Raw genomic sequence first — 12,004 nt, 5'->3', positions numbered from 1 at the left:
TCAGGTCGATTGGTACGGGCAGGCGATGCCGTCGCCGTCTGGATCGAGGGCCGGCGAGTAGCCGTAGTCCCAGCGGTAAAGCGGGGTCTTGCCGGCGTTCCTGGCTTGTGCGCAGTTCTGATAGGGGTACTTCGGCTGGTCGGGCTCATTCTTGTGCGGAGTCGGCCGCGGCGGCGTGGCGAGGCAGAACTCGGGAGCAGTGGACCCGGCACTGCACATGAAGTCGCTCATCGGATCGGCTCCAGCAGTGGCAGGCGCGGTCAGCACTCCTGCCGCGACAAGCAATCCACCCGCAACGAGTGTCAGCCAGCGATATTGAGGTGTGGGCATTCGGCGCCTCCTCGTGCCGACCCCCTGCTTTCAGTATGGCCCCATGGCCCAGGAGTGGGAACAGGGCCAATCGGGGTATGGCTGCGGTTAACGAGCCATTACTCCCGAACGGGTTCCACCGCGGCGGATGCAGACCTACACTCCGGCTCGGAAGGGCACGGTGATGAATTTGAAGTCCGAGAACGATCTTGGCGGCACCGAACACTTCGATGTCGTCGTTATCGGCGCCGGTATCTCCGGGATTTGTGCCGGGTACCGGCTGCAGGAACGCCGTCGGAAGACGAGCTACGTCATCTTGGAAAAGCGTCAGGCGGTCGGTGGCACCTGGGACCTCTTCCGCTTCCCGGGCGTGCGGGCCGACTCCGATATTCAGACGATGGAGTTTCCGTTCCGGCCGTGGTACGGGGCCGAGACGCTCGCACCAGGCCCGGCGATCCGCGGCTACATGAGCGAGACGGCCAAGATGTACGGGATCGAGGACCAGATTCGCTTCGGCCACCGCGTGGTCCGCGCGTCGTGGTCCTCGGAGCTGTCGAGATGGACCGTCGAGACCGAAATCGCCGAGCCGGACGGAACCACCCGGACCGCGACGTTCTCCTGCCGATACATCGTCTCGTGCGCCGGCTACTACGACGGGGACGGTTCCTACACACCGGAATTCGCGGGGATCGAACGGTTCGGCGGACGGATCGTGCATCCGCAGCACTGGCCCGAGGATCTCGACTACGCAGGTAAGCGTGTAGTCGTGATCGGTAGCGGTGCAACCGCGATGACCCTCGTGCCGGCGATGGCGCGGACTGCGCACGTCACCATGCTGCAGCGCTCGCCGAGTTACGTCATGTCGTTCGACGACCCGGACGGGTTCCGTGCCCGGATGGCGAAGCTCTTGCCCCAGCCCGTCGCCCACCGGGTCGTGCGGTGGCGGAACATCGCCTTCCAGATCTACGTCCTCTACATGAGCGTCCTCGCGCCCAAGCTGGTCAAGTCGATGATCCGCAAGAAGGCCGTGGAGTACCTCGGCGAGGATTACGACGTCGACACCCACTTCGGTCCGCGATACAACCCGTGGGACCAGCGGTTGTGTGCCATCCCCGACGGCGACCTCTTCGTCGCGATCGCGGAGAAACGGGCTGACGTCGTTACCGACAAGATCGCGACGTTCAACGAAGAAGGCATCGAAACCGAGTCGGGCCAACAGCTTTCGGCGGACATCGTGGTCACGGCGACCGGGTTCGATATGCGCATCCTGCCGAGGACCGAAGTGCTGATCGACGGAGAAAGCGTGGATCTCGCCGACACGCTCTACTACAAGGGCGTGCTGCTCAGCGATATCCCGAACTTCGCGCATGTGACGGGTTATCCGCAGCAGTCCTACACGTTGAAGGCGGATATCTCGTGCCGCTACGTCGTGCGCGTGCTCGATCACCTCGACGAGAACGGCTACACACAGGTCACGCCTGTTCGCACCGACAACGGCCCAACCCGGCCCAGCTGGTTGTTGAGTTCGGGCTACATCCAGCGCGCGAAGTTCCCGCGACAGGGGACGAAGCGGCCGTGGAAGGTCTATCGCAACTTCCTTGCCGACTCCATCGCGCTGACGTTGCGACCGGTGACGGAGGGGTCGCTCGAGTTCTCCCGTGGCTCGGCGAAGCGGAAGGTCGCGAAGGCGAGCTGACATCTGACTTGTGGTTTGTATGGTCAGCACCTAGCGTGTCTGACTATGCAACCTGATAGTCAGTCGCGTCCGGGTTTGGTGCTGGGTGTGCTCTCGCTGGCCGCCTTCATGGCCTCGCTCGACGTATTCATCGTCAATGTCGCCTTCGATTCGATCGGCGCGGACTTCCCCGGCGCCACGCTCTCGCAGCTGTCCTGGGTGCTCAATGCGTACACGATCGTCTTCGCCGCGCTCCTGATCCCGGCTGGTCGAATCGCCGACCGCTACGGACGCAAGGGTGGGTTCCTGCTCGGGCTCGGCGTCTTCACCGCGGCCAGCGCAGCGTGCGCCGCGGCCGATGGCATCTGGTGGCTCGTCGCGTTCCGGGTGCTGCAGGCGGCCGGCGCCGCGATGCTGACCCCGGCCAGCCTGGGTCTTGTCCTCGCGTCGTCGGCACCGGAGAACCGAGCCCGCTCGGTTCGGATCTGGGCTGCATCCGGCGCGCTCGCCGCCGCAGCCGGCCCGGTGGTGGGCGGACTGCTCGTCGAAATCGATTGGCGCTGGGTCTTTCTCGTCAACGTCCCGGTCGGAGTGCTCGCGATGATTGCCGCCGCCCGTATCGTGCGGCCCTCGCGTGACGAGTCCGTCACGCGAATCCCTGACCTGTGGGGCGCTGCCCTGCTGGCCGTCGGCATCGGTTCGCTCACCCTCGGCCTCGTCGAGGGACCGGACTGGGGCTGGACAAGCACGAGGATCGTCCTCGCGTTCGCCGTATCGGTCGTGGCTATCGCGTGGTTCGTCGCCCGTTCGATGCGGCACCCGACGCCGATCATCGAGCCCGCCCTTATGCGGGTACGTCCGTTCGCCTGGTCGAACGCGACCGCGCTGCTGTTTTCGGTGCCGTTCGGGGCGGCCCTGCTCGCGAACATCCTGTGGCTGCAGCAGGTGTGGGGATACTCGGCGATCAAGACCGGACTCGCGGTCGCGCCCGGTCCGATGATGGTGCCGATCTTCGCCGCCGTCGCGCACCGATTCGCGAGCCGCATTCCGATCGGCGTCGTCGTCTCTGCCGGGTGCGCGCTCTTCGGACTCGGTGGACTGCTCATCTCGTTCTCGGTTGGGCAGGACCCGAGCTACGTGACGCAGATCTTGCCGGGCTGGCTGATCGGCGGCATTGGCGTCGGCCTCGCGCTGCCCTCGATTCTGTCGGCCGCAACCGCGGACCTACCGCCGGAGCGGGCCGCGACCGGCAGCGCCGTGGTGAGCATGAGCCGACAAATCGGACTTGCCCTCGGCGTCAGCGTGCTCGTCGCCATCCTCGGTACACCGTCGGGATATGAGCAGGCGCACACCGTGTTCCAGCATTCCTGGTGGGTGATGGCAGCGGTGGCTGCGGCAGGCGCACTCACAGCGCTGGGTATGACCCCGCCAGCAAATGTGGCGTCGGAGCCCGAACCGGTGCGGGTCGGCTAGGTCAGCCCGCACACCCCACGGGCCGGGCCGCCGCTGTGTAGACGTAGCAACGCAGCGGCGGCTCGGCCGGAACGTTGTCGCGGGGGACGGTCCTTGTGAAGGCGTCGGCGTAGATATGCCCGATGGCCTGGATCTGGGTTTGGGCGGAGACGAACGGAGTCCCCAGTTGGCCGCAGGTCGCCGGATTCACCCGGGCTGGGTCGCCGGGAGTGCCGGGATGGGCCAGCGTGTCGAGCACCAGGGCGAGTGTTGCGGGAGAGCCGAGTGCCACGGCGTGGTCGGGCAGGATCGATGCCATTCCGCCGCAGAAGTCTTGCAGCGCAATATTGGTCACGTTCGGACCCGGTGGTAGCGCGGACGCGTGCCCATCGAGATTCGGCTGCACAATGTTGCTCAGCCGGTTGTAAATGACGGTGTAGTTCACTTCGGGGAACGTCATCGTGTCCGAGTTCAGCGCGGCGGTGAAGTTCGACTGCGGCATCTGTTGCCACGCTGCGGGCGGGCACACCAGCGCGACGATTTCGCACCCGAACAGGCTCCCGACCGCACTACCGGTGTTCGGCGGGTCGATACCGATGACGCCGTCGACCATCGGCCGGATGTCCGGCCACCACCGCAGCGCCCAGCGCGGCATCGGTCCGCCGCCCTGACTCCAGCCGACGATCTGCACCTGCTGCCCGGAACGCGCGTGCATGGTGCGCACGGCGTTCACGACGTATTCGCCGTTGACCTGAACGTCACCGTTGTTGTCCGACGGCAACGTGAGCGCGCAGTACGGGACGCCGAGTGCGTCGAACGCGGGAATGAAATTCCAACCGAACGAGGTCTCGGGGGTGGTGGAAGTACCAGGAAGCAGCAGCACCGGTTCCCGATTTGCCGTGGCCAGGTTGGTCTCGCAGGACAGCGCGTTGTCCAAGTCGCGCTGCGGCACGCTGAGCGCCGGCCCGGGCCGACTGGCCGGCGCGAACGCTGATGGTGGCGGTACCGCGTTCGCGACGCCACCGCAGAGCAGGGCGATGGCCGCCGCGCCCGCGATCATGAACCGGTGTGCTGTCCTGCGACGCATGGCGCCACCTCGTATCGCCCGAGAGAGTGGTCTGCTCGCATTATCTCCGCCGGTGCCGACGAAGGTCAGTGAATCCGCAGTTATCCTTCTTGCTCATGAGTGCGCCGAGGTCCGGTGCCACGGCGGTCCGTGGCGCGTTGGCCGGTGCGTGCTCGGGCGCAGTCGTGGTGGCGGCGCATGGCCTCGGAGGCGGTGCGGCACCCGCGGGTGACACGCTTGTCCTGCTTGCCCTCGCCGGAGCGGCTGTGGGCGCTGGTGTTCGCACACTGCCCACCGCTCCGCTGCAGCGATTGGCAGCGATGGCCGCGGTGCTCGGCGCCGGCCAGCTGGCAGGGCACCTCGCACTGACCGTCACCGCCGACCATGTCCACGGCTTCGGTGTGACGCCTGGGATGGTGTCCGCACATGTTGTTGCCGCGCTCGTCTGCGCGGCACTGATCGGTCTCGCCGAACTCGGCGCCGACCGAGCCGTGTCCGCATTGCGCCGCCTTGTCGCCGTGCTGTGCGCGATCATCTCGCCTGACCCCGAGCGACGGACTCGGCATCGATTCGCGCGCCCGGCCGCCACGCTGCCGTTGCTGCTGAGCTCGGCCACCGGTACCCGCGGCCCACCCGCGCTCCTGCTCCTCGCCTGACGTACGCCTCATCGTCGCGCCCGCACATGTGCGGCCGCGAACTCGCTGCGCTCCGACGTGAGTCGCCAATACCTTGCGCTGTCCGCTTGTCGCGGACGGCGGCATCCGGTCGCGCCATGCGCGGCCACCCCTAGAAAGCAGGCCCTCGGCATGTCCACGTCCGAACTCGACCTCGGCGGCGATTCCGTCACCGAGAACAAGGCCCCGGAACCGCCACCCACCGGTCGTCACCCCCGCAGCTTCCGGCCACTGATCCTGCGGCTGCACTTCTACGCAGGTCTTCTCGTTGGCCCCTTCATCCTCATCGCCGCCATTACCGGTGGGCTGTATGCGATGGCACCGACCGTCGAGCGAGTCGTCTACGGCGACATCCTCTCGGTTGACCCTTCCGGCACGGCGCTTCCGTTGTCTGCGCAGGCCGCCGCGGCGCAAGCGGCTTACCCCGATCTCGCGATGTCGGGTATGCGGCCCGCGGCGACCGAGTCCGAGTCCACCCGGGTCTACTTCAACGACGCCGGCGTCGGCGAGGAGAAGGTACGCGCGGTATTCGTCGATCCCTACAGCGGCGAGGTACTGGGCAGCGAGCCCACGTGGTTCGGCTACCTCCCCTTCAGCACCTGGCTGGACGGTTTCCATCGTCATCTGCAGCTCGGCGAGTCCGGCCGCCTCTACAGCGAGTTTGCGGCCACTTGGCTGTGGGTGGTCGTCGTCGGCTTCATCCCCGGTCGCGCGTTGCGGGACTCGGCGGACGCGTCCAGCTCGGAATAGCGCAATCACTGCCGCGGCGGCGCTCCTGGCGGAGGCGTCGCCGCGGTTGTGCTTTATCCGGTGGCTAGAGTGCCGAACCGCTGAGCGCGAGCTCGTTCGCCCGCGCCTCTAGCCGTGCCGCGGCGGTGTGCATGGCGGCATCCCGATCGAACGGGTTGATGTGTCGTCGCGCGACCGAGATCAGCTCGGTCAGGATCTGCGCGGTAGTAATCGCGTAGTGGTTCGAGCTCGCCCAGTCGAGGGTGTATTCGAGAACGTCGCGGTCGCTCATGTCCAGGATTCCTTCGGTGCGTGCACTCGACCGGGCGTTTCCGCGCACAGCCGAGCCCGCACAAGATCATTTTTTGGGGGGACCGGCGAGCAAATTTACCCGAGCCCGGTGTTCGTCGCAACGCAAGCGACCGCACCGAAGCGACGTTTGCGCTGGCACTATGCATGCCATGGGCGATCCCAATCTCACCCGCGACGAGACTTCACGCCGGGCTGCAACGATTTCGGTGCACAGCTATCTCGTTGAGCTCGATCTCGCTGCGGCCGACGATCACGACCTGCCGGGCTTTGCTACGACGACAACGCTCGCATTCTCGGCATCCGCGCCCGACACCTGGCTCGACTTCCTCGGCGATTCAGTCGAGGCCGTCACAATCAACGGCGAATCTGTTGCGGTTCAATTCGATGGCGCACGGATCGCGCTGACCGGCCTGCGCGCCGAGAACGTCGTCACCGTTGCGGCAACGGGCCGCTACAGCCGTTCGGGCGAGGGTCTGCACCGTTTTCGCGACCCTGCCGACGGTGCCACGTATCTGTACACCCAGTACGAGCCAGCCGATGCGCGCCGAGTGTTCGCCGGTTTCGAGCAGCCAGACCTGAAGGCACCCTTCACCTTCGTCGTTGGCGCGCCCGAGGCCTGGACCGTTGTTTCGAATCAGGTTGCGGCGCAGCGATCCACGAATGGTGGCGTCCAGACGGTCCGTTTCGAGCCGACGGTTGCGATCTCGACCTACATCACCGCCATCGTCGTCGGGCCGTACCACTTCGTCGAATCCAATTGGAGCCGAGACGAACTCAACGTCCCACTGCAGGTGCTGTGCCGCGCGTCGCTGGCGAACTACCTCGACGCCGACGCGATCTTCGAGGTGACAAAGCAGGGCCTGGACTTTTACGCAGACAACTTCGACTACCCGTATCCGTTCGGCAAATACGACCAGGTCTTCGTGCCCGAATACAACCTCGGCGCGATGGAGAACCCCGGCTGCGTGACGTTCACCGAGGCCTACGTGTTCCGCGGCGCGGCAACTCAGGCGCAGTTCGAGGGCCGGGCGAACACGATCCTGCACGAGATGGCGCATATGTGGTTCGGCGATCTCGTCACCATGCGGTGGTGGGACGACCTGTGGCTCAAGGAATCCTTCGCCGATTACATGGGGGCCGAAGCAAGCTCGGTCGCAACGAGATTCACCGATGCGTGGGTCGCCTTCGCCAACCGCCGCAAGGCATGGGCGTACCTGCAGGACCAACTGCCGACCACCCATCCGATCGTCGCCGACATCACCGATCTCGAGGCGGCCAAGCTCAACTTCGACGGCATCACCTATGCCAAGGGCGCGAGCGTGCTCAAGCAACTCGTCGCCTACGTCGGGCGGGACGCGTTCTTCGAGGGGTGCCGGCGGTACTTCCGTGCACATGCGTTCGGCAACACCACACTCGACGATCTGCTCACGGAACTGTCCGCGACATCCGGGCGCGACCTCACCGCGTGGGCGCGCGCGTGGCTGCAGACCTCGGGGGTGTCGACGCTTGCGCTCGAGGACAACGTCATTGTCCAAACCGATCCGCGCCCACACCGGCTCGCGGTCGGCTGCTACGACTTCGACGACGAGGGCCGGTTGGTGTTGAGCGGGCGCACCGAGGTGGATCTCGTTGCGGCGCGCACACCGATCGAGTTGCCGGACGCGGCGCTCGTGCTGCTCAACGATGCCGACCTCACCTACGCGAAGGTCCGGCTCGATGAGCGCTCACTGCGCACGGTCGAGTCGTCGCTGGACCGGCTCGCTGATCCGCTGGCGCGCGGACTGATCTGGTCCGCGCTGTGGAACGCGACCCGGGACGGCGAGCTCGGGGTGCAGCGGTATTTGCGCATCGTCCGCGATTTCGCTCCGGCCGAGGCAAATTCGGCGCTGCTGTCGTCCGCGCTCGCGAATGCCGTGGCTGCGGTGGAGCATTACGTACCCAAGTCGGAGTTGGCTGCCGCCCGTCACGACTGGCTCGATGCGACCTGGACATCTCTAACCGAGGCCGAGCCGGGATCGGATGCCCAGCTCGCTTGGGCGCGAGCACTTTCCGCTGCGGCAAGCACGGATGCAGGGCGTAGCAGTGAGATTCGTGCCCTGCTGGATGGCGAGACTGTGCTCGAAGGCCTCCCGCTCGATCCGGATCTGCGCTGGCTGTTGTGGTCCGCGCTTGCGGCGACCGGTCACGCGAATGTCGATGATCTCGACGCCGAACTGGTGCGAGACGACACCGCGGCCGGACGCACCTTCCGGCTGCGCTGCCTTCGGGCCCGGCCGGACGCCGAAGTGAAACAGAACGCCTGGGAAGCGGTGTTCGCCGACACCTCACTGAGCAACGATCACCTCGATGCGACCATCGCGGGCTTCCGTGCCGGCGGGCGTCGAGACCTGATCGCGGATTACGACGGGCAGTACTTCGCGTCGCTGCGGCGGGTCTGGTCCGAACGCAGTATCGAGATCGCCCGCCGCATTGTGCTCGGCCTGTTCCCCGGGTCCGACAGTGTCGAACCGGTCGACGAGTGGCTCGCGGGCAACGGGGACGCATCGGCCGCGTTGCGCCGGCTCGTGGTGGAACAGCGTGACCACCTGACGCGGGAGATTCGGGTGCGTGCGTTCAATAGGTCTGTCGTGTAGCGATCGCCGATCTCGACCCGCTGGCCTTCGAGTAGCCCGCTACTCGCGCGGATATCGTGTCCGACGCGCATGCTGGGTCGGGGAGCCGACAGGGAGGTAGCGATGACGATCGAACTGAAGGAGCCACCTCTTCTCTCCGGGCCACGCTTGCTCGGGCCGTTGCGGGAACTCCGCCGTGATCCACTCGGCATCGGACTGCGCGCATACCGGGAAGCGGGTGATGTCGCACGGGTGTCGATCGGGCCGCCGGGCCGGCGCATCGAGTTCTACGGCCTGTATCACCCCGACGGGGCCGCCGGGATCCTCGACGCGGCTGACGCGCACAACTTCCGCAAGGAATCCACCACCTACGATGAAATGCGGAACATCTTCGGCAATGGGCTCGTGACGAGTCAGGACGAGGATTGGTTGCGGCAGAAACGGTTTGTGCAGCCGCTCTTCACCACGAAGCGCGTCGACGGGTACGCCGCGACAATGAGCGACGAGATCGAGCGCTACATCGCGTCACTGCGTGCCCGTTCATCCGAGACGGTGAATCTGAGCAGCGAAATGACGGGCCTCACGCTTCCCCTCGCGGTGCGAATACTGTTCGGCGACGATGCCGACCGCATTCTCCCGGTACTGGGTGCGGAGTTTCCGTTACTCAGCGACGCCACGATTAAGCGGGGCTTCTCCCCGATGCGGACGCCGCTGGGTTGGCCGACGCCGTTGAATGTTCGTACCCGCCGGGCGCGGGAGAAGATCTTCCGGATCTGTGACGAGATCGTCGATCGCCGCCGTGCGAGCGGAATCGGATCCGACGATCTGGTTGGACGCCTGATCGATGCCAGGGATGGTTCGGAGTCGCTCAGTGACAGCGAGGTGCGCGACCAGATTCTGATCTTCCTGTTCGCCGGGCAGGATACGACGTCGATCGCGTTGACCTTTGCGCTCTGGCTGCTTGGCCGCCACCCGGAGATCCAGCAGCAGGTGCGCGATGAGGCCGACCGGGTATTGACCGGTCAGACACCGACCGCCGAGGACGTACGCGCGCTCGGATACACGACGATGGTGCTCAAGGAGGCCACGCGGCTCTATCCGCCCGTGCCATATGTCGCGCGGAAGGCGGTCGAGGAGCGCGAGCTCTGCGGGTACCGAATTCCCGCCGGATCGGACGTGGCGACCTCGGCGTGGGTGATCCACCGCCGGCCCGATCTCTTCGAAGACCCGGAGACCTTCGACCCCGATCGCTTCCTACCCGCGCGGGAAAAGGCGATGCATAAATACGCGTGGTTCCCGTTCGGACACGGCCCACGCGGGTGTATCGGCCAGCACTTCGCCATGCTCGAGGCCGCCCTCGCGCTCGGGCGGCTCGTGCAGGAGTTCGAGTTTCGGACGCCTCCGGGCGACCCGCAGCTGAGGTCCGGCATCACAGTCATGCCCGTGACGCCGGTGCTCGGCCAGGTGACTGCGCGTTGCTGAGCTGGGCGGAATTCATGAAGCGGACTGCCAGGTCAACGTACGCGCGTTAGTGTCGGGTATGGCAGAGGGTGGGCGCCTCGATCCGGGTCGGATGGCGGTTGGCGCGGTATCGATAGCCGCGAGCGGAGTGACTGCTGTGGTCGGCTTGAGCCTCGCGGTGGCGCAACGAGTCCCCGTTGTGGGTTCGGTGCTGACGGCGCTGGATCGGCGCGGCGCGGAGGCGCTTGGTGGCCCGGACGGGGTTCCGGATCGTGCGGTCGAGGCAACCGTGCGCCGCGTTGTCTCCGCGGCGTTGCGCGACGTCGACCTCACCGACCTCATCAATGAGCACGTGGACCTCGTGGTGATCGCCAACAAGATCGTCGACGGCATCGATCTGCCGAGCATCATCCGAGAATCGACGGGGTCGATGCGGAACGAAGCGGTGACTGGTGTGCGAATGCAGGGCATGCGCGCCGACGATGCGGTGACCGGGATCGTCGACAAGGTGTTTCGCCGCAATGGCACCAGCCTGAACGACCGGCCGTGAATGCCCACACCTGACCATCGGGCGGCGGGGATCGTCACCCGCACCATCGCCGCCGGGATCGATGTAGTGACGGTGCTCGTGGGGATGGGCGCCATGTACTTGGGTTGGGTATTGATCAAATTGCTGTTCTCCCCACAGCAATTCACGTTTCCCGACGTCGCCGTGATCGGATCGATGGGGACGTTCGTGATGCTCTCGGTGATCTATCTGACCGGATGCTGGGCGGTGAATGGCCGGACGTTCGGGCAGATCGCGATGGGCCTGCGGGTTGTCGGGCGGCGCGGGCAGTTGCTGGGGTGGCCGCGAGCCTTCTTCCGTGCAGTGCTGTACGTGACGTTCGGATTCGGGCTGTTCTGGAGTGCAATCGATCGCCGGCGCCGGTCGCTGCAGGACATCTTCCTCGTCACCGCTGTGGTGTACGACTGGCAAGCCGATCCCAATCCCCAGCTCGGCGAAATCGACCGGAGGTCCATTCGGCCCCAGTAGGTTGGGCGCCATGTCGCCACTACCGTCCCGACCCGTACGAATCGCCATCCTGCTGTTGTTGACGATCATCGGCTTCGTCGCGCCGAACTCGTTCGTCTACAAGTACTTCAAGGAGAACGGCCTCTCCGTCGAAAGCACCCGAGCGTACTTCGCTCATTGGGTGGATTCCATTCCCGCCCAACAACTTACGGCCGACCTCGGCATCACCACCGGCACGTTCTGGCTGTGGTCGCGCTGGGATGCGCGCCAGCGCGGCGTCCGCGGTTGGTGGACCGTCGTCCCGGCAACGTCGACCGTCGGGATCTGCTTCGCGGTGCCGTTGTACCTGCTGCTGCGGGAAGTGGCGGCCGGGAAGGACTGACTCCTCAGCCCTGGCCGGACAGCAACTGTTCGAACGGCGTCGGCTCGTTGTACGGGTCGACAGTTCTGCGGGTCGGCCGCCCGGCAATCAGATCCGCGAGTTCGCCTGCGGCACGGTCGATCCGGTTGGTGAGGGCTGAATCGTCCGCCGAAGCCCAGTCGTCGGTGGCGGCGTAGACCGACGTCGGGACGACGGTTGAGCGCAGGTAGGTGAACAACGGACGCACGGCGTGCTCGAGCGCGAGCGAATGCCGAGGCGTGCCGCCCGTCGCGCCGATGAGAACGGGCATCCCGGCGAGCGCGTCGGGCTCGATGACG

The 12,004-nt window shown here is 66.0% G+C and carries 13 protein-coding genes; 9 read left to right on the top strand and 4 right to left on the bottom strand.

The window, feature by feature from the left end:
- Positions 1-330, bottom strand: coding sequence for an excalibur calcium-binding domain-containing protein (locus A8G08_RS13015; RefSeq protein ID WP_068274421.1), 330 nt, complete (start codon positions 328-330; stop codon positions 1-3).
- 163 nt (positions 331-493) lie between these two features.
- On the opposite strand from A8G08_RS13015, the gene A8G08_RS13010 reads away from it, so the two are divergent.
- Positions 494-2,005: a flavin-containing monooxygenase gene (locus A8G08_RS13010; RefSeq protein ID WP_068274474.1), complete on the top strand. Its 1,512-nt coding sequence runs from the start codon at positions 494-496 to the stop codon at positions 2,003-2,005.
- A gap of 45 nt (positions 2,006-2,050) precedes the next feature.
- The gene (locus A8G08_RS13005; protein WP_068274418.1) at positions 2,051-3,457 is read left to right on the top strand and encodes a DHA2 family efflux MFS transporter permease subunit; all 1,407 of its coding nucleotides are present in this window, start codon (positions 2,051-2,053) and stop codon (positions 3,455-3,457) included.
- Between the two features lies 1 nt (position 3,458).
- Here A8G08_RS13005 and A8G08_RS13000 read toward each other — a convergent pair whose 3' ends face one another.
- Positions 3,459-4,523: an esterase/lipase family protein gene (locus tag A8G08_RS13000; RefSeq protein WP_068274417.1), complete on the bottom strand. Its 1,065-nt coding sequence runs from the start codon at positions 4,521-4,523 to the stop codon at positions 3,459-3,461.
- Between the two features lie 95 nt (positions 4,524-4,618).
- Between A8G08_RS13000 and A8G08_RS12995 the strand changes: the two genes are divergently transcribed.
- Positions 4,619-5,158, top strand: coding sequence for a hypothetical protein (locus tag A8G08_RS12995; protein WP_068274416.1), 540 nt, complete (start codon positions 4,619-4,621; stop codon positions 5,156-5,158).
- A gap of 150 nt (positions 5,159-5,308) precedes the next feature.
- Positions 5,309-5,926: a PepSY-associated TM helix domain-containing protein gene (locus A8G08_RS12990; RefSeq protein ID WP_068274413.1), complete on the top strand. Its 618-nt coding sequence runs from the start codon at positions 5,309-5,311 to the stop codon at positions 5,924-5,926.
- 64 nt (positions 5,927-5,990) lie between these two features.
- On the opposite strand, the gene A8G08_RS12985 is transcribed toward A8G08_RS12990, so the two are convergent.
- On the bottom strand, positions 5,991-6,197 hold the full coding sequence (locus tag A8G08_RS12985; protein WP_068274410.1) for a hypothetical protein: 207 nt from the start codon (positions 6,195-6,197) through the stop codon (positions 5,991-5,993).
- Positions 6,198-6,366: 169 nt separating this feature from the next.
- On the opposite strand from A8G08_RS12985, the gene pepN reads away from it, so the two are divergent.
- From pepN to A8G08_RS12960, 5 genes are all read left to right on the top strand, one after another.
- A complete protein-coding gene (pepN, locus tag A8G08_RS12980; RefSeq protein ID WP_068274408.1) occupies positions 6,367-8,850 on the top strand; it encodes an aminopeptidase N in 2,484 nt (827 codons plus the stop codon).
- A 102-nt stretch (positions 8,851-8,952) separates the two neighbouring features.
- Complete coding sequence (locus tag A8G08_RS12975; protein ID WP_068274406.1) at positions 8,953-10,311, top strand: cytochrome P450; 1,359 nt, start codon at positions 8,953-8,955, stop codon at positions 10,309-10,311.
- A gap of 58 nt (positions 10,312-10,369) precedes the next feature.
- On the top strand, positions 10,370-10,840 hold the full coding sequence (locus A8G08_RS12970; RefSeq protein WP_084436155.1) for a hypothetical protein: 471 nt from the start codon (positions 10,370-10,372) through the stop codon (positions 10,838-10,840).
- Entirely contained in the window at positions 10,841-11,326 is a 486-nt protein-coding gene (locus A8G08_RS12965; protein WP_068274400.1) for an RDD family protein, read from the top strand.
- 10 nt (positions 11,327-11,336) lie between these two features.
- The gene (locus A8G08_RS12960; protein WP_157108550.1) at positions 11,337-11,687 is read left to right on the top strand and encodes a DUF2834 domain-containing protein; all 351 of its coding nucleotides are present in this window, start codon (positions 11,337-11,339) and stop codon (positions 11,685-11,687) included.
- Between the two features lie 4 nt (positions 11,688-11,691).
- Here the strand turns inward: A8G08_RS12960 and A8G08_RS12955 are convergent.
- The coding region (locus A8G08_RS12955; protein WP_187344464.1) for an NADPH-dependent FMN reductase family protein at positions 11,692-12,004 on the bottom strand (313 nt) is incomplete at its 5' end.

The sequence above is a fragment of the Aldersonia kunmingensis genome (assembly GCF_001646865.1).
Classification (GTDB): domain Bacteria; phylum Actinomycetota; class Actinomycetes; order Mycobacteriales; family Mycobacteriaceae; genus Aldersonia; species Aldersonia kunmingensis.
This window is presented reverse-complemented; position numbering and strand designations above follow the sequence as displayed.